The organism is Acinetobacter higginsii (genome assembly GCF_000369525.1).
GTDB classification, from domain to species: Bacteria; Pseudomonadota; Gammaproteobacteria; order Pseudomonadales; family Moraxellaceae; genus Acinetobacter; species Acinetobacter higginsii.
Genome location: NZ_KB850073.1, coordinates 214,240 through 235,998, shown reverse-complemented (window position 1 = coordinate 235,998; position 21,759 = coordinate 214,240). Strand labels below are relative to the sequence as shown.

At 42.0% G+C, this 21,759-nt stretch carries 20 protein-coding genes; 9 read left to right on the top strand and 11 right to left on the bottom strand.

Annotated features, from left to right (window positions below; genetic code table 11):
• The first annotated feature begins 175 nt into the window (after positions 1–175).
• The 5 genes from trpA (at position 176) to F902_RS19550 (ending at position 5,222) form a co-directional block, all read left to right on the top strand.
• Complete coding sequence (trpA, locus tag F902_RS19570; RefSeq protein WP_005206148.1) at positions 176–979, top strand: tryptophan synthase subunit alpha; 804 nt, start codon at positions 176–178, stop codon at positions 977–979.
• Positions 976–1,872 carry an acetyl-CoA carboxylase, carboxyltransferase subunit beta gene (gene accD / locus F902_RS19565; protein ID WP_005192992.1) on the top strand — a complete coding sequence of 299 codons (897 nt, stop codon included), beginning with the start codon at positions 976–978 and terminating at the stop codon, positions 1,870–1,872. The genes trpA and accD overlap by 4 nt, the downstream gene beginning before the upstream one ends.
• Positions 1,869–3,155, top strand: coding sequence for a bifunctional tetrahydrofolate synthase/dihydrofolate synthase (gene folC / locus F902_RS19560; RefSeq protein WP_005206147.1), 1,287 nt, complete (start codon positions 1,869–1,871; stop codon positions 3,153–3,155). The genes accD and folC overlap by 4 nt, the downstream gene beginning before the upstream one ends.
• Positions 3,146–4,219: an SPOR domain-containing protein gene (locus tag F902_RS19555; protein ID WP_005206145.1), complete on the top strand. Its 1,074-nt coding sequence runs from the start codon at positions 3,146–3,148 to the stop codon at positions 4,217–4,219. The genes folC and F902_RS19555 overlap by 10 nt, the downstream gene beginning before the upstream one ends.
• Positions 4,220–4,295: 76 nt before the next feature.
• Positions 4,296–5,222, top strand: coding sequence for a DUF6929 family protein (locus tag F902_RS19550; protein ID WP_005206144.1), 927 nt, complete (start codon positions 4,296–4,298; stop codon positions 5,220–5,222).
• A gap of 132 nt (positions 5,223–5,354) precedes the next feature.
• Here the strand turns inward: F902_RS19550 and F902_RS19545 are convergent, their stop codons facing one another.
• The 3 genes from F902_RS19545 to F902_RS19535 all read right to left on the bottom strand — a co-directional run bounded on the left by F902_RS19545 (position 5,355) and on the right by F902_RS19535 (position 7,663).
• Entirely contained in the window at positions 5,355–5,939 is a 585-nt protein-coding gene (locus tag F902_RS19545; protein ID WP_026057530.1) for a dual specificity protein phosphatase family protein, read from the bottom strand.
• Between the two features lies 1 nt (position 5,940).
• A complete protein-coding gene (locus F902_RS19540; protein WP_005206141.1) occupies positions 5,941–6,750 on the bottom strand; it encodes an MBL fold metallo-hydrolase in 810 nt (269 codons plus the stop codon).
• 277 nt (positions 6,751–7,027) lie between these two features.
• Positions 7,028–7,663 (bottom strand): peroxiredoxin, encoded by a 636-nt coding sequence (locus tag F902_RS19535; protein WP_004802824.1) that lies wholly within the window; start codon positions 7,661–7,663, stop codon positions 7,028–7,030.
• Between the two features lie 363 nt (positions 7,664–8,026).
• Here F902_RS19535 and secA point away from each other — a divergent pair, with 363 nt between their 5' ends.
• The gene (gene secA / locus F902_RS19530) at positions 8,027–10,756 is read left to right on the top strand and encodes a preprotein translocase subunit SecA (protein ID WP_004802826.1); all 2,730 of its coding nucleotides are present in this window, start codon (positions 8,027–8,029) and stop codon (positions 10,754–10,756) included.
• A 149-nt stretch (positions 10,757–10,905) separates the two neighbouring features.
• Entirely contained in the window at positions 10,906–11,310 is a 405-nt protein-coding gene (locus F902_RS19525) for a thioredoxin domain-containing protein (protein WP_004802827.1), read from the top strand.
• Positions 11,311–11,373: 63 nt separating this feature from the next.
• On the opposite strand, the gene lpxO is transcribed toward F902_RS19525, so the two are convergent.
• The 3 genes from lpxO to trhA form a co-directional block, all read right to left on the bottom strand.
• Entirely contained in the window at positions 11,374–12,279 is a 906-nt protein-coding gene (lpxO, locus tag F902_RS19520) for a lipid A hydroxylase LpxO (RefSeq protein ID WP_005206139.1), read from the bottom strand.
• Between the two features lie 162 nt (positions 12,280–12,441).
• The gene (locus F902_RS19515) at positions 12,442–13,752 is read right to left on the bottom strand and encodes an MFS transporter (RefSeq protein ID WP_005206138.1); all 1,311 of its coding nucleotides are present in this window, start codon (positions 13,750–13,752) and stop codon (positions 12,442–12,444) included.
• A gap of 104 nt (positions 13,753–13,856) precedes the next feature.
• Complete coding sequence (gene trhA, locus F902_RS19510) at positions 13,857–14,498, bottom strand: PAQR family membrane homeostasis protein TrhA (protein ID WP_032812046.1); 642 nt, start codon at positions 14,496–14,498, stop codon at positions 13,857–13,859.
• Positions 14,499–14,599: 101 nt separating this feature from the next.
• Here trhA and F902_RS19505 point away from each other — a divergent pair, with 101 nt between their 5' ends.
• Positions 14,600–15,817 carry a class I SAM-dependent methyltransferase gene (locus F902_RS19505; protein ID WP_005206136.1) on the top strand — a complete coding sequence of 406 codons (1,218 nt, stop codon included), beginning with the start codon at positions 14,600–14,602 and terminating at the stop codon, positions 15,815–15,817.
• A gap of 17 nt (positions 15,818–15,834) precedes the next feature.
• Entirely contained in the window at positions 15,835–16,257 is a 423-nt protein-coding gene (locus tag F902_RS19500) for a GNAT family N-acetyltransferase (RefSeq protein ID WP_005206135.1), read from the top strand.
• A 38-nt stretch (positions 16,258–16,295) separates the two neighbouring features.
• Here the strand turns inward: F902_RS19500 and F902_RS19495 are convergent, their stop codons facing one another.
• The 5 genes from F902_RS19495 to F902_RS19470 all read right to left on the bottom strand — a co-directional run bounded on the left by F902_RS19495 (position 16,296) and on the right by F902_RS19470 (position 21,670).
• Positions 16,296–16,532: a hypothetical protein gene (locus tag F902_RS19495; RefSeq protein WP_005206134.1), complete on the bottom strand. Its 237-nt coding sequence runs from the start codon at positions 16,530–16,532 to the stop codon at positions 16,296–16,298.
• Between the two features lie 201 nt (positions 16,533–16,733).
• The gene (locus F902_RS19490; protein ID WP_005206133.1) at positions 16,734–17,588 is read right to left on the bottom strand and encodes a patatin-like phospholipase family protein; all 855 of its coding nucleotides are present in this window, start codon (positions 17,586–17,588) and stop codon (positions 16,734–16,736) included.
• A 66-nt stretch (positions 17,589–17,654) separates the two neighbouring features.
• Positions 17,655–17,879: a hypothetical protein gene (locus F902_RS19485; protein ID WP_005206131.1), complete on the bottom strand. Its 225-nt coding sequence runs from the start codon at positions 17,877–17,879 to the stop codon at positions 17,655–17,657.
• A gap of 166 nt (positions 17,880–18,045) precedes the next feature.
• Positions 18,046–20,181, bottom strand: coding sequence for a 3-hydroxyacyl-CoA dehydrogenase NAD-binding domain-containing protein (locus tag F902_RS19480; RefSeq protein WP_005206129.1), 2,136 nt, complete (start codon positions 20,179–20,181; stop codon positions 18,046–18,048).
• A 283-nt stretch (positions 20,182–20,464) separates the two neighbouring features.
• Complete coding sequence (locus F902_RS19470; RefSeq protein ID WP_005206127.1) at positions 20,465–21,670, bottom strand: acetyl-CoA C-acetyltransferase; 1,206 nt, start codon at positions 21,668–21,670, stop codon at positions 20,465–20,467.
• Between the last annotated feature and the right edge of the window lie 89 nt (positions 21,671–21,759).

Genomic DNA, 21,759 nt, shown 5'->3' with positions numbered 1-21,759 from the left:
TTGAGAAAAAACTCAAAATATAGATAAATGTAGCAAGGCTGTTGTAAGTAGCAAGATTCACTGTCGCAATCACGTCAAACTCTGTTCAATGAACAAAAAATAGCGTTACAATGCAGTGTTTTTGTATGACTACAAACAACTCCTTAATTTATATAAATCAGGAAAGCATAATCCTATGTCACGTCTTGCCACTCGTTTTGAACAGCTTAAATCTCAGCAACGTAAAGCGCTTGTTTCTTATGTTATGGCAGGTGACCCGCATCCACAGGTAACCGTTCCATTGCTTCACCAAATGGTTGAAGCGGGTGTCGATGTCATTGAACTGGGTCTTCCATTCTCTGACCCAATGGCAGATGGCCCTGTGATTGCTTTAGCCGCTGAGCGTGCTTTGGCTGGTGGAACCAATACCTTAGATGCATTGGATATGGTGAAAGCCTTTCGTGAAAAAGATCAAACCACACCAGTGGTATTGATGGGATATTTAAATCCTGTCGAAGTCATTGGTTATGAAAAGTTTGTTGCTTATGCGAAAGACTGCGGTGTTGATGGAGTGCTTTTGGTGGACTTACCGCCAGAAGAGTCTAAGCAATTAGGTGAAGTTCTTCAACAAAATGGAATGGATCAGATATTCTTGCTTGCACCTACTTCAACCGACCAACGTATCCAACATGTGGTCAATCAGGCGAGCGGCTTTGTTTACTATGTGTCACTCAAAGGTGTGACAGGTGCAGCAACTTTAGATACCTCTGAAGCAGCAGTGCGTATTGCAAAAATTAAGTCTAAGACCAATGTGCCCGTGGGCGTCGGTTTCGGAATTAGTGATGCTGCATCTGCAAAAGCGATGGGTCAAGTTGCCGATGCCGTGATTGTAGGAAGTGCTTTCGTTAAATCTTTTGCGACATTGCCAGCGGATGAAGCTGCGCAACAGACGGTGAATAAAGTGAAGGAGCTTCGAGCTGCGCTCGATGAGTTAGTATGAGTCAAGAGTTAACATCAGGGAAGGTTCTTAACCCTTCAACACCTTGGACTGAGCGTCATGTCCCTGGTATTCAGGTTGCAGATCAACAGCAGATATTTAAAGCGACCTTTACTGAGCCTACGATTGAATGTCCTGAGTGCCATGCGCTGGTAACACGTACTGCAATGTCATTTAATGCCTATGTGTGTCCTCAGTGTGATGAGCACTTACGGATGCGTGCACGTGATCGTTTGAACTGGTTCTTTGATCAAGTGAATGGCGAGTTGGGGCAGGAGTTTAGTGCCAAAGACCCATTAAAATTTGTGGATAGCAAACCTTATCCAGATCGTATGCGTGAAGCACAAGACAAAACTGGCGAAACCGAAGCACTTGTTGTTATGCAAGGTTCACTCAAAGGTTTGGACTTGGTTGCGTGTGCATTTGACTTCGACTTTATGGGCGGTTCAATGGGTACCGTGGTTGGCGACCGTTTTGTACAGGCCGCTGAACGCGCAATCGCGTTGCATCAACCAATGATCTGTTTTGCTGCTTCTGGCGGTGCACGTATGCAAGAAGGCATGTTGTCTTTGATGCAGATGGCGCGTACTGCGGCTGCAATCCAAAAAATGAAAGAAGCGCGTGTTCCATACTTGGTAGTATTAACCCATCCAGTTTATGGTGGTGTGACCGCTTCATTGGCGATGCTCGGCGATGTCCATATCGCTGAACCGAAAGCGATGATTGGTTTTGCAGGTAAACGCGTGATTGAACAAACAGTACGTGAAAAACTGGAAGAACCGTTCCAACGTGCAGAATATTTGCTTGATCATGGTGTGGTCGATCAGATCGTTCATCGTCATGCATTACGTGATACTGTATACAGACTTGTCGCTAAGCTGATGAATTTACCTTGAAACCACTCGCTCCACATTCAACAGACACATTAACAACATGGCTCGATTATTGGGGCCATGTTCATGTTACAGGCATTGATTTAGGTTTAGAACGCGTCATTCCCGTTGCTGAAAAGCTCGGTGTGATGCAACCTCAAGCGAAGGTGTTTACCGTCGCTGGAACCAATGGTAAAGGTTCAACCACCACAACCTTGGCTGCGATTTTAAATGCGCAAGGTTACAAGGTTGGCCTGTATCAATCACCGCATATTTATCATTTTAATGAAAGGGTAAAGCTGGCGGGTGCTGAAGTTGATGATCAAAGTCTGGTTGATGCTTTTGTTCTAGTCGATCAAGCACGACGTGAATGTGGTTTAAGTTTATCTTTTTTTGAAGCAACCACTTTGGCTGCTTTTTTGATTTTTAAACAGCAACAATGTGATGTTTGGGTGCTTGAAGTCGGTCTAGGCGGTCGTCTTGATGTGGTCAATGTGATCGATCCTGATATTGCTGTAATTACCAATATTGGTCTAGATCATGTAGATTGGCTCGGCGACACCGTAGAAAAAATCGCATTTGAAAAAGCAGGGATTATTCGTCCAAATATTCCAGTGGTGTTCGCGGGTCAGCAACAACTGCCGCAAGCCATTCAAGATAAAGTGGTTGAAACCCAAGCTCAGCTATATGCTTTGAATCGAGATTATTTTTACCAGCAGAATGATGATGGCCAAACTTGGTCATTTGCGTCTTCTGGCACAACTTTACAGCTTCCTGTTGGACAACTGGCACTCGACAATATTTCTACCGCAGTAGCTGCTGTATTGGTGAGTGGTGTTGAGGTTTCGCAAGCAGCGATTGCTACGGGGATTCAACAAGCACGCTTACAAGGTCGTTTTGAAATACGACAAATCCAAGATAAAACCGTGATTTTTGATGCTGGGCATAATGCACATGGCGTCGAATTTTTATTGAAGCAGTTGCGAAAATTCTTAAAATACAATAAACAGTACACAGATGTTGTTGCAGTATTTTCAATGCTGGCAGATAAAGACATTGCTTCTGTCACCGATTTACTAAAAACAACAGTAAAAGATTGGTTTATTGCTAATTTAGATGTGCCTAGAGCCGCACCAATGCAACAGATACATGATGCATTACAAGGGCAACAGGTATACGAGTTCAGCAGTATCCAGCAAGCGTTTGAAACTGTGCTGAAACAAAGTAATAACAATCAGCTGATTTTAGTCTGTGGTTCGTTTCATACCTTAGAAGCGGTCTGGGAGTATTTAGAAGAATGTCGATGAATAACAAACAACGTTGGATGGGCGGCGTTGTTCTACTCGGTGGTGGTGTTTTATTAGCTGCATTGCTGTTAAAGGGCAATGATGAAATTGAACAAGATCACACGCAAGCTCCAGTTACTCATCCGATTCCCAAAACTGAGTCTAAACCGAAAACAGCACAGCCAGCTCAAGACAGCGAAATGGTGTCATTACAACCATTGGCTGTCGATGTGGAAACAGAAAAGCGGTTGCTGGAAGAACAGCGTCGTTCACGTGAAAAAGCGGTGGCTGAACAAGAAGCGCGTGCAGCTGAATTCTTAAAGATGCAGCAACAGGCCGAAGCAGCAGCAGCACGTAAAGCTGCAGAAGAATACGCAGCGATTAATGCACGTCGTACTGCAGCTCAAGAAAGCTCGGATAATATTCCACCAGAATTGGTTGAAGATGAAAAAGCCAAGGCTCAACGACTTGCGGATGAAAAACGTAAAGCGGATGAAAAGAAGCGCGCTGAACAACAGAAAGCAGATCAACAAAAGTCTGATGCTGATAAGAAGTTAGCGGAAGATAAACGTAAAGCAGAAGCTGACAAAAAAGCAGCAGAAGACAAACGTAAGGCAGAAGCGGATAAGAAAGCTGCTGAAGATAAGCGTAAGGCAGAAGTGGACAAGAAAGCCGCTGAAGATAAACGCAAAGCAGAAGCTGACAAGAAAGCTGCAGAAGATAAACGTAAGGCAGAAGCAGAGAAAAAAGCTGCTGATGAGAAAAAACGTAAAGCTGACGAAGATAACAAGAAGAAAGCTGAGGCTGAGAAAGCACGCGATCTGATGGAAAATGGCGATAAAAAGTGGATGGTACAAGTGGCATTGGCTGCAAACCAAGCCAATGCAGACGCTGTTGTGTCGAAATTACGTGCTAAAGGCTACAAGGTAACGACCAGCCAGACCTCTAAAGGAATCCGTATTATGGTTGGTCCTGCCAAGGATCGTGATACTGCGGATAACACGCGTAAGAAAATCACAACGGATGAAAGCTTAAATATGAAATCTGCTTGGGTGATTGATTGGGTTCCACTTGACCAAAGATAAACCTTGATCATCCCCTAGATTAAATCAGGAACACTTACTTTTACTGTGAGTGTTCCACCAATAGGGGATTTTGAGGATGAGTAAAACGATAAAAATATTAGAACAATTTGTTTTTTCACAAGATTCTGATGTTAGTGCACTGTCTGGTGTCGCCTGTATAGGGGATGATGTTTATTTTGTTGGTGACGATGTTTGTTACTTACTCAAAACCAATCGAAACAACACTATTGATAGTGCAACGGTTTTTGAGAAAGTTGCGTTATCTGAGTCGTCTGAGCAAATATCATTTAGCGTATTGAGCAAAGCAAAAAAGCCTGATTTTGAAGCATTAAGTTGCATAACCTTAGATGGGCAACAGCAATTACTGGTGATGGGATCAGGTTCTACCGAAAATCGAAAACAAGCATTACTTTATAATCCATCTAACAATCAAATCCGCATTTTTCTGGATGCAGTTGATTATCACTTTTTAGAAAACAGTGTTGAATTAACGGGTGGAGCTGAACTGAATATAGAAGCAATCTGTTCAGACCATCATCATCTCTATATCTTTCAACGTGGCAATATTAATCGCCATCACGGTGTTTTAGTTTTTGATTTAGCTGAAATTCAAGCAGGAAAATCGTTAGAAAATGCGTTTATCAACTCGCTTAATCTCAACTTGCCTGAGATTGAGGGTGCTGCAAGTGGGATTTCTGATGCCTATTTCTTTGTGGATAAAAATCTAATTGTCGCCACGGCAGCGGTTGAGCAAACATTAAATACCTATGACGATGGTGATGTGCTGGGTAGTTTTATTTTGCTGTTCTCGCCAGATGGTAAGGCGTTATCCAGTCATTTGATTCAAGATGAAGAAAGTAAAACGCTCGCGATTAAAGTTGAAGGGATTACTTGGTTAGAGTCGAGATTCGATGGAGAAGTATTCTTATTGGTCACGGATAGCGATGGCGGAGATTCTGAAATTTTAAAGGTCTGGTTGGCTCATTCAGTTTTTGAAAACTAGAAGGGGAAGTAAAACTTGCTTGGTGATCATGCAATTTTGAGCAGATTGATTCCTAATGACTGGATAAGCCAGTTCCTTTAATAAGCTCTATCTATTAAATAAATAGAGCTTGGTCCAAAATAATTACAATATTTAGCGAGATGGATTAGACAGTTGTTGTTGAATCCATTTTACATTTTCAGGCGTAAATAAATGATCAATGTTTTTCCAGATCACATGGAAGCCATATCCACCTTGTTTCATTTCTTTGACTGCATCTTCAATTGACCAGTTTTCAAAAATAATCCGATACATGGCAATCGTTGCACCAGTACGGTCAGAACCATGGTAGCAATGCACTAAAATTTTATGATTCTTTTCTTTGGCTGTTTGAATCGCTTGCATGGTTTGTAATAGATCTTGACGATTGATGGCCCATGTATAAATTGGAATATGCACAAGATTAAACGGTTGATCTTTTAAAACTTTGGCATCTTCATTTCTGGCTCTGAGATTAATGACCGTATCAATATTATATTGTTTTAAGCTTGGAATGAGTTCATTGCTGGGCTGATCACTACGAAATACATCATTGCTAATTTGATAAAAATTATGCTGCTGTGAAATCAGTGTTCCCCAGTTTTTGGGACGTTGTTCATCATCTAGGCTTGAATGCTTCATGCATCCGCCTACACTGAGTGTAGCAATGAGTGTGAGGGTAAGGAGTGTTTTTTTCATATTACTGATAACGATTGAATTCGACGGGATCGTGCGCACAAATTAACTCAATGCTTGGTTCATGTTGAGCGAGATATTGTAACTGCTTGAGGTTTTGCAAACGCAGTTGATTATTTTCAGCCAATAAGCGCTCAGTGAAATCTAAAGCCCTGAGTTTGTTTTTCGGGTTTAGCTCCAAATGGGTGTAATAGGCATCGCCACAGAATAGGACCCAGCCATCAGCCTTTTTAATCGCAATCCCACAGTGTCCGGCAGTATGGCCAATCAGTGGAATCATCAGAATTTCCTCTTGAAATAAGGCTAATCCTTTGACTTTTTGTAGATTAAACCAAGATTCACCTTCACTATGTTCCGCAAAGCTCCAATGGCGATGTTGTTTGAATTGCTCCGTTTTATAACGGAGCTTGCCTTTGGCTGTGAGTGATTGAGTGGCATTAAATTCCGCAGCTAAGAGATGTACGGTGGCATTGGGAAAATCCGAAATTCCACCTGCATGATCAAAATCTAAATGGGTCACAAAAATATGTTTTACGTCACTCGGGTTAAAGCCGAGCTGTTGAATTTGTTGGATGGCAGTAAGTTTTAAATTCGGTACAATTGAACCAAACTGTTTAAGTAAACGGCCTAAACGCTGTTCAGTATGTAAATAGTCTTGAAGCCCTAGACCTGTGTCAATTAAGACTAAGCCACGATCAGTTTCAATCAATAGACAATGACAAACGAGGTGTGCTTTCCAGCCTTTTTGTCCAAATAATGGCGCACAAGTCGGGCAGAAGCTGCCGCAATGTAGATGGTAGATATTGTAGATCATGATGCTTTTTTTATTGTGTAGCGGATCGAATTATTTTTATAACCGATTGATTCAGAAATACCAAAACAATTTTAGCTTATATATAAAAAAGCCTATCCAGAGGATAGGCTGAGATGCATGTTATTCAGATTTAATATTATTTTATTACTGCTTGGGTTTATCCTCTACTACGTACTTCGTTTGTCTTGCACTGCGATTAAAGCATACGCTTTAATCTCTTAACTCACAGCATAGCTGTTCCCCTTGCGTTTCGTAACGAGCGTTGCTCGTTTGATCCTCACTCAGGCTGTGGGGTTAATCGTAGATACGGCTTGACCGCCTTATAGCCTTTCGGGAAGCGTTGTTTGATTTCTTCTTCATCTTTCAATGAAGGCACAATCACCACATCTTCGCCATGTTGCCAATTTGCTGGGGTTGCTACTTTATGCTTGTCAGTTAATTGTAGTGAATCTACCACCCGCAATACTTCATTAAAATTACGGCCTGTCGATGCAGGATAGGTAATAATCAAACGAACTTTCTTGTTCGGGTCAATAATCACCAATGAACGTACCGTTAAAGTCTCACTAGCATTTGGATGAATAAAGCCATACAGCTCAGAAACTTTACGGTCTTTGTCCGCGATAATCGGGAAGTTGACCGTGGTGTTCTGCGTTTCGTTGATGTCCTGAATCCAGCCTTGATGTGATTCAACATCATCGACTGAAAGGGCGATGGCTTTCACTCCGCGCTTGTCAAACTCATCTTTTAGCTTTGCGGTATAGCCAAGTTCCGTGGTACAGACTGGGGTGTAGTCGGCAGGATGGGAAAAAAGGATTCCCCAGCTATCCCCTAAAAAGCCATAGAAATCAATATCGCCTTGGCTTGATTGTTGTTGGAAATTTGGGGCGATGTCGCCTAAACGTAATGTCATGATCAGTCCTCTATACATTCTTTATGTTTTCTATCTCTATTCAATATGCAGTATTCTCTTTATAAATAAAAAGATTGTTTTTTCATTTTGTTATGAATTTTTTGGATATGAATAAGTAGTGATGCTAAAAAATGATCAGAAATACACATTCAAATCGATGTAAGTTAAATGCAAATTTGCTACATTAACGCTCTTTGGTTGTGTGATGTCAGAATCGCCTCGCAGATTTTTTTGCCTGTTTGAATGCAAAGCACTTGTAGTTCTTATTTCTGACTCCATAATAACAGCTAAGAAAAAATTAACCGACCTAGGGTTTGTTGAAATTGACAAACCTTATAACAAACAGGATTAGAGAGTTTATTCATGTTGGCAAGTCTGATCGGAGGTATCTTCGGTACAAAAAATGAGCGCGAGCTCAAACGCATGCGTAAAATTGTTGAACAAATTAATGCGCTTGAACCGACGATATCTGCTCTTAACGATGCAGACCTCTCTGCAAAAACTCCAGAATTCAAACAACGTTTTAGTAATGGCGAAAGTTTAGATAAGTTAATGCCAGAAGCGTTTGCGGTGTGTCGTGAAGCAGCAAAACGTGTCATGGGCATGCGCCATTATGACGTGCAGTTGATTGGTGGTATTACCTTGCACGAAGGTAAAATTGCCGAAATGCGTACAGGTGAAGGTAAAACCCTGATGGGTACTTTGGCTTGTTATCTTAATGCATTAAGCGGTCAAGGCGTTCACGTGATTACGGTGAACGACTACTTGGCACAACGTGATGCTGAGTTAAACCGTCCATTATTCGAATTCTTAGGCTTGAGCATTGGTGTGATTTACTCCATGCAAATGCCTGCTGAAAAAGCACAAGCGTATACTGCTGATATTACTTACGGTACCAATAACGAATTCGGTTTCGACTATCTACGTGACAATATGGTGTTTTCTCTACAAGAGAAAAAGCAGCGTGGTTTAAGCTATGCCATCATCGATGAAGTCGACTCAATTCTAATTGATGAAGCACGTACGCCATTAATTATTTCTGGTCAAAGTGAAGATTCATCTCATCTTTATCAGCTTATTAATAATATTCCTCCAACATTACGTCCACAGAAAGAAGAAAAAGTGGCTGATGGTGGGCATTTCTGGGTCGATGAGAAACAACGTTCAGTTGAAATGACTGAAGTCGGCTATGAAACGGTTGAGCAAAAACTGATTGAAATGGGCTTGTTGGCTGAAGGCGAGAGTCTTTATTCAGCAACTAACCTGAATTTAGTTCACCATGTTACTGCAGCGATTCGTGCACACTATCTTTATCAAAAGAATGTGCACTACATTATTGGCGTTAATCCACAGACTCAGAAAGAAGAAGTCATTATTGTGGATGAAAGCACGGGTCGTACCATGCCTGGTCGTCGCTGGTCAGAAGGCTTGCACCAAGCGGTTGAAGCCAAAGAAAGCATGGAAATTCAACCTGAGAACCAAACGCTTGCAACCACAACTTTCCAGAATTATTTCCGTCTATATAAAAAGCTTTCAGGTATGACAGGTACTGCCGATACTGAAGCTGCGGAAATGAAAGAAATTTATGGCCTAGATGTTGTCATTATTCCAACGCACCGTCCAATGGTTCGTAAGGATCATAACGATTTAATTTATTTAAACCGTAATGGTAAATACACCGCGATTATTGAAGAAATTACCAATATTCGTCAGCAGGGTGTTGCACCGATCTTGATTGGTACTGCGACAATTGAAGCAAGTGAAATCTTGTCTTCTAAGTTGCTACAAGCAGGTATTCATCACGAAGTCTTGAACGCAAAACAGCACGAACGTGAAGCGGATATTATTGCGCAAGCGGGTAGTCCAAATGCGGTGACGATTGCGACCAACATGGCGGGTCGTGGTACAGATATTTTGCTGGGTGGTAACTGGAAAGCCAAGCTTGCCAAAATTGAAAATTCAACGCCTGAAGATGAAGCACGCTTACAAGCACAATGGGAAAAAGATCACGAGGATGTTTTAAGTTCGGGTGGTTTGCATATCATTGGTTCTGAACGTCACGAATCACGTCGTATTGATAACCAGTTACGTGGCCGTGCAGGTCGTCAAGGTGACCCTGGTGTATCTCGTTTCTATTTATCGCTTGAAGATGACTTGATGCGTATCTTCGCGGGTGATCGTGTGGTTGCCATGATGCGTGCGATGGGCTTACAAGAAAGTGAAGCGATTGAACATAAAATGGTCAGTCGTTCAATCGAGAATGCACAGCGTAAAGTTGAAGCACGTAACTTTGATATTCGTAAGAACTTATTGAAATACGATGATGTAAACAACGAACAACGTAAGATCATTTATTCGCAACGTGATGAAGTATTGGCTGAAAGCACTTTACAAGATTACATCGAAGAAATGCATCAAGAAGTGGTGAAGGGCTTAATAGCGGACTTTATTCCACCTGAGTCGGTGCATGATCAGTGGGATATCGAAGGCTTGGAAAATGCTTTACATGCAGATTTAGGCATTGACTTGCCTGTACAGCAATGGCTAGACCAAGATCGTCGTTTAGATGAGGAAGGTTTGATTGCACGTATTACTGATGAAGTAATTGCACGTTATCGTCAACGCCGTGAACAAATGGGTGATGAATCAGCAGCAATGCTTGAACGTCACTTTATGTTGAATTCACTTGATCGCCATTGGAAAGATCATTTAGCGGCGATGGATTATCTGCGTCAAGGTATTCATTTACGTGGTTATGCGCAGAAGAATCCTGAGCAAGAATACAAGAAAGAAGCCTTTAACTTGTTTGTGAATATGTTGGGTGTGATCAAGTCTGATGTCGTGACGGACCTTTCTCGTGTGCATGTGCCGACAGCAGAAGAGTTAGCTGAACTTGAAGCACAGCAACAACGTCAGGCTGAATCAATGCGTTTGTCTTTCGAACATGATGATGTTGATGGCTTAACGGGTGAAGTCACTGCTTTTGAAGAAACTGAAGTGACAGAAAATGCATTCCCAGTACCAGAAAGTCGTAATGCACCTTGTCCATGTGGTTCAGGTCTTAAATACAAACAATGTCACGGTAAAATCTAAGTTCATGACTTGATTTAAGCTGAAATAAAAAAAGCAGAGCATCAGCCTCTGCTTTTTTTACGAGAATTTACTTGAGTCCAAGCACGCTTTGTAGTTTCATTATTGGACTTACAGATCTTGATTGAGTTCGCATTAAAAGCGGGAAGACAATGAAAAAACCATTACAACTTTTAATTTTGGCAACTGCGGCGGTATCTGGTTTTGCATTTGCAGACGATGCACCACAAACCACAACTGTGGATAAAGTATTGGCAGCAAAAGGTACCAATACAGCTGAAGCGCAAGTCAAGCGTGAAGTAACAACTGTGATTAGTCCACGTACTGGCATTCGCTATACCTTAGGTGATACAGGCAACCGCCCAATCGTATTGCAAACTGCTGCAATCGCACCTGCAAACTCAGCAAATATTAACCGTATTGTGGCATCAAACCCTGCATTATCAGCACAAAGCCAAGAGAAAGCGAAGATTGCTTTAATCGGTGAAACAGCTGTTCAGGCGGCCAATGCGGCTGCGGCACAAACTGCAGGTACGCAGACTGCTAAAGCAAATTAATTTCAATTTGTTTGAAATAAAAAAGAGATGCAATTGCATCTCTTTTTTTATGGAAGAATTTTATTATAAAAAGCTTGGTAATAAAATTAAGCCAATCAGGATAGCAAAAAGCAGCCACTTTGATACGTAGTAAAGTGGGCGATTACGCTCTTTTAAACCACGGCCATAGTGATGCACGGCATAGCCGTATTTGAAAATACGGTTAATAAAACCAGTTTTGTCTTGGTCATCATTGGGCGAACTTGCCGCAGACATGACATTACGACCAAACCAGTGATTAAACTTTTGTGCCCAACCCCATTTCATCGGGCGTTCGATGTCACAGAATAAGATAATACGGGTTTCATCGGTTTTGTTTTCAGCCCAATGCACAAAGGTTTCATCAAAGACGGTAGCTTCACCATCTCTCCAGCTATAACGCTCTTGATCGACTTCGATAAAGCAATCATCGCTATTGGGTGTCACTAGACCAAGATGATAACGTACCGATCCTGCATAAGGATCACGGTGTTTACCTAAGTAGCTGCCAGAAGGTAATTCGGTAAACATGGCTGCTTTGACGGATGGAATACTTTCTAGTAACGCCACCGTTTTTGGACAGAGTTGATGTGCAGATGGATGACTATCTTGATACCATTTCAGATAAAAGCGTTTCCAGCCTCGTTTAAAGAAGGTATTAAAGCCTGCATCATTGTTTTTTTCAGAAGCTTTAATTTGATTTTGCAGTTGAATTGCTTCTTCACGAATCACTTGCCAGTTATCTTGCAATGGTTTCAGTTCTGGGAACTGTGCCACATCGAAGAAAGCCTGATTCGGCAACTTAGAAAAGCCCGTCATAAACATGTTGATCGGTGCTAAAAATGTCGAATGGTCAAATAATTGTCGAGATGCTTTTAAGCGCTCTTTACCCCGTAAATAGGTATACAAAAAGCTGACTAAAAATACGGCAACGATAATCACTGCGTACATAACACAATCGTCTAAAAAAAATGAAGGCGGTTATTTTAGCACAAAAAATATTTGGAAGAATGCAGCCCTAAGCGCAACTTTATAAGATAAAAACTATGCAATTGAATGGTATTTCAGATGATCTGAGCGTGTATTTTTCACAGATCATCTGAAAAATAATGATTAAATTTGGTTGTTTACATCATCATGCTTGGTTTCACGAATCATTAAAAATGCGATCAACGATAAAATGGAAGCCAAACTTAAATATAAACCAACTGCGCCTAAGCCATAACTTTCTGCCAACTTAGTTGCGATATACGGTGCAAAGGATGCGCCGAAAATACCTGCCAAGTTAAAAGTTAAAGCTGAGCCTGTATAGCGAACTGAAGTTGGAAAGATTTCTGACAATACGGTACCAATTGGACCATAGGTTAAGCCCATAATCGAAAGACCGATACATAAGAACAAGAACACCAGAATTGGGCTACCTGAACCGAGTAGTGGCGCAAAACACAGTCCGAACAAGGCTGAAAGAATACATACCGCAATTGATGTATTTTTACGGCCAAATTTCTCTGCAAAAATTGCAGATAGGGGAATAAAGGCAGCAAAACATAAAGTCGCTACCAGTTGCAATACTAGGAATTCACCACGAGCATAGCCGAGCTTGGTGGTGCCCCAGTTCAAGGCAAATACGGTGGTGAGATAGAACACCACAAAAGTACAGATTGCTGCGATCGTACCGAGGATGAGCATTGGTAAATGCTTGGTCATGACCTCTTTAAACGGGACATTCACTTCTTTTTGCTTGTTTAATACTTTCTGGAAAGCGGGGGTTTCATGCAACTTTAAACGGATGTATAAACCAACTAAAACCAACACTGCACTTGCAATAAATGGAATACGCCAACCCCATGTCATGAATGCTTGTTCAGACATAAATGCATTGAGTAGCAGGAAGGAACCTGTTGCAAGGATGAAACCGATTGGTGCGCCGAGTTGTGGAAACATCCCGTACCAAGCGCGTTTGCCTTCTGGTGCATTCTCAGTGGCAAGCAGTACCGCACCACTCCATTCACCGCCTAAGCCTAAACCTTGGCCTAAACGGCATAAGGCGAGCAATAGAGGTGCAGCAAGGCCAATTTGTGCGTAGGTTGGTAGTAGACCGATACAGACAGTTGAAATACCCATCGTCAGTAAAGCAGCAACCAATGTGGCTTTACGTCCGATTCGGTCACCGAGATGTCCGAAAATTGCAGCACCAATTGGGCGGGCGATAAAAGCAATCGCAAAGGTCGCAAGTGACTTGAGCACCGCAGCGCCATCGCTACTTTCAGGGAAAAATAAGTGTGGAAAAATGAGTACTGCTGCTGTGGCGTAGATATAAAAGTCAAAAAACTCAATTGTCGTACCGACAAGGCTAGCAAATAATACCCGTACTTTTGAATTGCTGGCCACTTCTGGGGTGGCAGTCGTAGTGCTTGACGACATACAAGACCTTCATGTTATTCATTCAAGAAACAGAATAGCGGTTGTCTTGAAAATTCCTTTTGAATGTGCAGTTTTACTTCGAAAACTTAATGCTATATATGGACTTATAATACATAACAGTAGATTGCCAAAAAGTGTAATCCTGCGCCTAATAGCACAAAAACATGCCAAATTGCGTGGGTATATCTTACCTTTTTTAAGGCATAAAACAATGTGCCGATGGTATAAGCCAAACCACCTGCAATCAGTAGTTGCACCGCTTCTCGAGACAAGTAACGTTGCATATCATCCATCACCAAAACCGCCAGCCAACCCATGACTAAATAGGCGGCTAAAGAAATTTTTTGGAAGCGATGAATGAATACCAGTTTGAACAGTGTACCGATCAGGGCAATGGCCCATAAGGCGATCAGTAAGTAATGCGCCTTGGCTGTGGGAATGGCAATACTGAGAAAAGGGGTATAGGTGCCTGCAATCAGATAGTAAATCGCGGTATGATCCAGTTTTTTATACCAATAGCGTTTACGTTCATCTTGGGCAAAGTGATACAGCATGGAACTACTGAGCAACAGAACCAAGCTAAAGCCATAGACCCATAAGCTGATCCACTGCCCTAAAGGCAGGCCATAGCCTTTGATGATCAAAAAGATTGAGGCAATTAAAGCCAGTACTGCGCCAGCCCCATGACTATAAGCATTAATCAATTCTTCTTTGGGGTCATAGTCCAGCAATGTGTTTGTGTTCATCAAGCGATCTGGTTGCATAAAAATACAACTGTATCGTAATGCAATTTCCCTTTTAAAGTAAGACGCTTTAAAATTTAGTTTCTATTTGTCAGGTTTTCATTATGTTTGCGCCGAATTTTTCTTTTGAACAAGAACAGCAGTTTTTCTTGGATATCCAGCAATCTATTGAAAATAAAAGCTTTGACCGCCTGATTTTGAGTCAGTACAAAGGTGAAATAGCGCAACTAGAAAAGATGACATTTCGTGTGATTGAACTGCAGGGACAGGCAACCTTGTCTTGCTTATATCATCACACTACACAAGACATCACTAAAAATTATAGTATTGCCGAAGGTTTGGAAAAGATTGCTGAGTTATTGAGTCTGTCTAAGCAAGCCAATCTCTTTAGTACTGAACAAGACGTTCAACTCAAGAAAAATAAGAAGAAAGCCATGTTGAACACTCAGAAGAAACAGGCATCTACCGACAAAGTAGGGCAACAGCAGCACGATCGTGAAAAGCAGCGTTATGTACAACAGCAAAGTCCATTTTTAAAGCATCTTGGTATTACTGATGAAAAAGGACAAATCGTTCCAAGTATGGCGCGCAAGTGGAAGCAAATTAATAAATTTATTGAAATTTTTTCGCATGCCTATGAGCAGATTGACGCTTCACAGCAAGAATTGAATATTGTCGATTTTGGTTCAGGTAAGGGCTATTTAACTTTTGCTTTATATGACTATTTGCAGGCGCAGCAGAAAACACCGTTAATTACGGGGGTTGAACTGCGTTCGAATCTGGTTGAGTTTTGCCAGAATGTGGCTGATCAAACGGGTTTTAGTCATCTGGATTTCTTTGAAGGGGATGTGCGTAGCTATCAGCCAGAAAAGTTAGATGTGATGATTGCATTGCATGCCTGTGATATTGCGACTGACTTTGCCATTCATACTGGTATTCGTCTGAATGCATCCATGATTATGTGTGCACCATGTTGCCATAAGGAACTCCGCCCACAGCTACAAAGTCCAGAGGTGTTACAGCCGATGTTGCAATTTGGTATTCACGCGGGGCAACAGGCTGAAATGCTCACTGATACCTTGCGAGCTTTATTGCTGAAAGCCTATGGTTATGAAACCAAAGTTTTTGAGTTTGTGTCTTTGGAACATACTAGTAAGAATAAAATGATTTTGGCGACAAAACGAAAGGATGTTCAACAACCTGATGCAAAAATCATGCAGCAAATCCAAGCGTTGAAAACCATGTATGGGATTGAAAAACAGAGTCTGGAATTATTATTGCAAGATCAGATGCCAGTCGAGAATATTGGCTGTAAGTGTTAATTAAAACAGAGAAAACGATGTACCAAGTCAAACAGGGAAATTGGGATCAATTACAGCAAGATGCGAAATTGATCCGAACATTGGTTTTTATTCAGGAACAAGGTATTGCTGAAGCGGATGAGTGGGATGAGCAAGATGCGATCTCACAACACTTTGTTATCTATGATCAGGATCAGCCGATTGCGACAGGACGATTATTACAAAATAATAGTGTGGGGCGCGTTGCTGTGCTTAAGGCCTATCGAGGGCAAGGTCTTGGTCAAATGATCATGCTGGATATTATTGCCTTTGCGAAGCAGCAGGAACGTGCATTCCTGCATTTGTCTTCACAAGTCCATGCGATGTCATTTTATCAGCAGCTTGGTTTTGTGGTGCAAGGGGATGAATATGATGAATGTGGCATCCCTCATATTGAAATGCGGATGCCACATCTACAGTAAATTCACAATGAAGTGAATGAGCTTGAATTGGAGTGAGTTTATGGCTGTTGCTGAGTTTGGGCAGCCACTTCAGAACTCGCTGAAGAGCTATTTTGAGCATGTTCCTGTTGTTGTGCTTTACGTTGTGCGCCTGGCATATAATCCGGTTCTTGGGTCATGGCCAAATAGAAAAAGCTTAAAAAGATGGTACTCAGTACACCAACAATGATGACAAATTTCCATCCCAATACCGTTTCTTCATTTGAATCTTTTTTTGGGGATGGTTGATTATTCATAATAAATTCCAAAAATAACAAAAAAACAAAACTAGATTCTGCGCCTTTTAGGGCTGATTTGCCAAGTAGAAAGATGGAATTGAGGATAAGAGATGAGCTCATACTTTAGATAGCGAAGCGTATTACCAAGCGCCTGCTGTCATGGTTGAATTTAAAAACGCTTCGCTATCCAAAGTAGAATTGAAATTGATTGGATCAGGATTAAAGCCTATTCCAGTCCTCAATTGCCTTTAAACCTGTTTCTATCCCGACATCATAACTATAACGGATCTTGGATTTATTCTTTGAAAGTCGACCTGCCATATTTTTTAAATCAGGTGGGCAAACTTCCAAGATTTTCTGACCAGAGGCTGAGCGGGTAAATTCGACAGCATCGTTATAACGTTGAGTCCGCGTTAATAAACTTTGCGCAAAACCACGTTGCTGTTTAAACAGGTATTTGGCAAGCAATTGATCACCTTTACTGCTGGCCTTATAATAATTTTTTGGACGAGTTCTGAGGACCATTAACTTAGAAACATCATGCTGTTGTGCTGCCCAATGCACGGGTAAGGCATCTGCAACACCGCCATCAAAATAAGGTTCACCGAAGACTTCAACCGCTTGACGAGTTAAGACAGGAATTGAACTGGATGCTCTTAAACCTTCTAAGATATTGTCTTTGGACGCTTTGATATAGGTGGCTTCACCTGAAATGGCATGGGTCAATACCATATAAAATTCGGGATGATTGGCAAATAGATGGGCTTGATTGAGCGGATGCTCTTGTTCTACCACATCCCACATCCATTTTAAGTCCAGTAAGTCACCACCTTTGAAAAAGCGACCATATTGGATAAATTCAGTGCGGAGCGAATGATCTAAATAAATTTGTAAGGTACGACCTTGTTGTGCTGCAAGGTAGTTGGCGACATTGGTTGAACCAGAAGAAACACCGACACAAAGATCAAAGGGATTAAATTGTTGCTGTAAAAATGCATCTAAGACACCGCTGGTGAATGCACCGCGCATTCCACCGCCTTCAACGACCAGTGCCTGACGATTTTGTTGAAGCATTGAAAATCTCGAATATCATGATAAACCCATGTTTTACACAGATTTATCATATTCGGCAATAACACTTTAGTGATTGTGTTGATGTGCTTCCGTTGCCCCTGTTTCTGTTGTCACAGATGATTGTGACATTTCAGCTGGGGTAGCCGCTTTCTTTTGATTCATTGGCATATAATCTGGTTCATTATTAATAGCCAAGTAGAAAATCACCATAAACAGTACGCTGAGAATTGTGGTGATAATTAATGCTTTCCAGCCCCAAGGCGAAGTTTCTGGGCAGAGTTTTTCAGACATAAGAAATTTCCAAATGATGCAAAAAAATAAAGCAGAATTACCAAACTTATAGCATAAATTGTGATGCATTACTCAGATGTTTTGCTGTGATTTTGTCGAGCGCATAAAAAAGCCCGTATAGACAAGGAGTTCCATACGGGCCTTAATCGGCTTGGTTAAATCAAGATTATTGAATCACAGTATTTTGCTGTGCTTTTTCTTTCAATAATTTTGGCGGCGTAAAACGCTCACCATATTGTGCCGCCAGTTGCTCGGCGCGTTGCAATGATTTTTCAATTCCATTTTGATTCAGAAATTGAATGGCACCACCTGTCCATGGAGCAAAGCCAATCCCGAATATCGAACCGACATTGGCATCAATCACAGATTCTAAAACGCCTTCTTCATAGCAGCGTAAAGTATCCAGTGCTTGTACAAACAGGAAACGATCAATCATGTCCTGCTCAGAAATACTATTGTCTTTCTGCCAGCGGCTGAGCCCATCCCATAAATGCTTTTTGCCATTTTCAGGGTAGTCATAGAAACCTGCACCTGCAGCCTTACCTTTACGATTCAGCTCATGAATCATGGTGTGCACCACGTCATCCACTGGGGTTTTCGGTAAATCTTTACCTTCTGCTTGCAGAGCTTTACGGGTTTCTGCTGCAACATGTTCAGTTAAGGTTAGAGAGACTTCATCCTGAATGGCAAGTGGGCCAACCGGCATACCTGCTTTCAGTGCTGCCATTTCAATTTTGGCTGGATGCACACCTTCAGCAAGTAAACGCATCCCTTCTTGAATGAATGTACCAAACACGCGGCTGGTGAAGAAGCCTCGGCTGTCATTCACGACAATTGGGGTTTTGGCAATTTGCTGAACAAAGTCGTAAGCCTTCGCTAATGTATCAGCAGAGGTCTGTTTACCTTTGATAATTTCAACCAATTGCATTTTATCGACTGGACTAAAGAAATGTAGTCCAATGAACTTTTGAGCATCTTTACTCGCCGTCGCCAAACCAGTAATTGGTAGGGTAGAGGTATTCGATGCAAAGATTCCACCTTCAGCCAAATATTGTTCAGCTTCCTGAGTCACTTTGGCTTTCAGTTCTTGGTTTTCAAACACCGCTTCGATGATCAGGTCACAGCCTTGCAAATCAGCCGCATCCGCCGTTGCGGTGATCAGTGCTAAGACTTGGTCACGTTTTTCTGCCGTCATACGGCCTTGTGAAACACGTTTATCGAGTAATTTTTGTGAATAGGCTTTGCCTTTTTCAGCATTTTCAACAGAGACATCTTTGAGGATGACAGGGATGCCTTTGATTGCAGTTGAATAGGCAATGCCGGCACCCATCATCCCCGCACCTAATACACCCACTTTAGTCGCTTGCCATTTTGCAACATCCGCAGGACGACTTGCACCAGACTTGATTGCATTGAGACCATGCCAAAAAGTGCCGATCATATTTTTAGAAATTTGACTGACCGTGAGTTGAGTAAAGTAACGTGATTCGATACGCAAAGCGGTATCAACATCAACCTGTGCACCTTCAACCGCAGCAGCCATGATCGCTTCAGGTGCAGGGTAACAGCCTTTGGTTTTATCACGTAGCATCGCTGGAGCAATCGCAAGGACTTGCGCCACAGCAGGGGTCTTAGGATCGCCACCTGGAATTTTGTAGCCTTTGACATCAAAAGGTTGTTGTGACTTTGGATTGGCCTTGACCCAAGCAAGTGCTTTATCTAATAACTCTTGCTCGTTCTCAGCAGTGTCATGTACCAATCCGAGCGATTTAGCTTTATCGACACCAAACTGTTTGCCTTCCATCAAGAATGGAAACGCATTTTGTAAGCCAAGCAAACGTACCATACGCACGATACCGCCACCGCCTGGCAGCAAGCCTAAAGTCACTTCAGGTAAACCAAATTTGGTTTTTGGATCATTGATGGCAATACGGTAATGACAGCCTAAAGCAATTTCCCAACCGCCACCGAGCGCCGTACCATTTAAGGCAGCAACAACAGGTACACCTAAAGTTTCAATCGCACGTAAGTCACCCTTGAGTTCTTCAATCATTTTGAAGAACTCAGTGGCATGTTCAGGTTGAACCTGAATCAACTCATCCAAGTCACCGCCTGCAAAGAAGGTTTTCTTGGCTGAACGGAAAATAATGCCTTTTAGATCAGTTTCTGTTTTAAGCTTTTGGCTGACGTCATTGAGTGATTCACGGAATTCTGCATTCATGGTATTGGCAGATTGACCCGATGAATCAAGGGTAAGAATTACAATATTGTCAGCGTTTTTTTCGTATTTAATAGCGCTCATATATCATCGTCCAATATTTTATAAGCTTTGTTTCAAGTCACCCGCTTATCTGTATTTATGAAAATACGCATAGCAGAGTCTTGTTTAGCTCTCATCTAATTTCAGGATAAACCTTCGGTTCGACCTACTTTTGTTTCGGCAAAAGTAGGCAAAACCATTGTCATTCGCAAAACCTGTTCAATTTCTTCATTTATAAAATTGATCGTAGAAACAATAAATTGCATATACTATGCAGGTTGCGAATGACCTTTCCGAGTATCATATTTCTGGGAGAGTTGGATGTTTATACAACTTCAATAATGGTGGCAATCCCCATTCCACCACCAACACATAATGTGGCTAGGCCACGTTTTTTGCCTTGACGTTCTAATTCATCCAGCAAAGTTCCTAAAATCATGGCGCCTGTTGCACCCAATGGATGACCCATCGCAATTGCACCACCATTCACATTGACTTTCTCGGCTGGAACGTTCAGTTCATTGATAAAACGCATCACCACGGCAGCAAAAGCTTCATTGACTTCAAATAGGTCAATATCATCAATCGTTAGGCCAGCTTTGGCTAAGGCTTTACGTGCAGCAGGGGCAGGGCCTGTCAGCATAATGGTTGGGTCAGTCCCCACCAATGCCGTTGCAAGTACTTTGGCGCGTGGTTTTAAGTCTTGTTCTTTGACGGCTTTTTCAGAAGCCAATAACACCACCGCAGCACCATCAACGATGCCTGAGGAGTTACCTGCATGATGTACATGGTTAATTTTTTGTGCCTCAGGATACTTCTGTAGCGCAACCGCATCGAAGCCCATTTGTCCCATCATTTCAAAGCTGGCATTCAGTTTTGCCAAGCCTTCAACGGTGGTCGCACCTCGAATAAATTCATCTTTTTCTAAGATCAGTACACCCGAATGATCTTTAACAGGAACGACGGATTTATCGAAATAACCTTTGGCCTGTGCTGCCGCTGCTTTTTGTTGTGAGCCGACTGCAAAGGCATCGACATCTTCTCGGCTATAGCCATCTAATGTTGCGATCAAGTCCGCGCCAACGCCTTGTGGTACAAAAGAAGATTTTAAGTTGGTTTCAGGATCAAGTGCCCATGGGCCGCCATCAGAGCCCATCGGGATACGTGACATGGATTCCACACCGCCTGCGACGACGATATCTTCCCAACCAGAGCGGACTTTTTGTGCTGCCAAATTGACTGCTTCCAAACCAGATGCGCAGAAACGGTTGATTTGCACACCAGCAACATCATCATTCCAACCTGCTGCAATGGCTGCAGTTTTAGCAATATCACCACCTTGGTCAGCAATCGGTGTGACACAACCTAAGACGATGTCATCGACTTTTGACGTATCAAGTTGATGACGTTGTTGTAATTCATTGAGTAATGATGTGAGTAAAGTAATCGGTTTGACTTCATGAAGTGAGCCGTCTTTTTTCCCTTTTCCGCGTGGTGTGCGAATGGCATCAATAATGTAGGCCTCGCTCATAGGTTTTCCTTGTATCACCTTAAAATTGTTGTTTATCGAGTGTACTCAATTTAAGTGTCAGTGCAATGATGATAAACATTGGCAAGTTT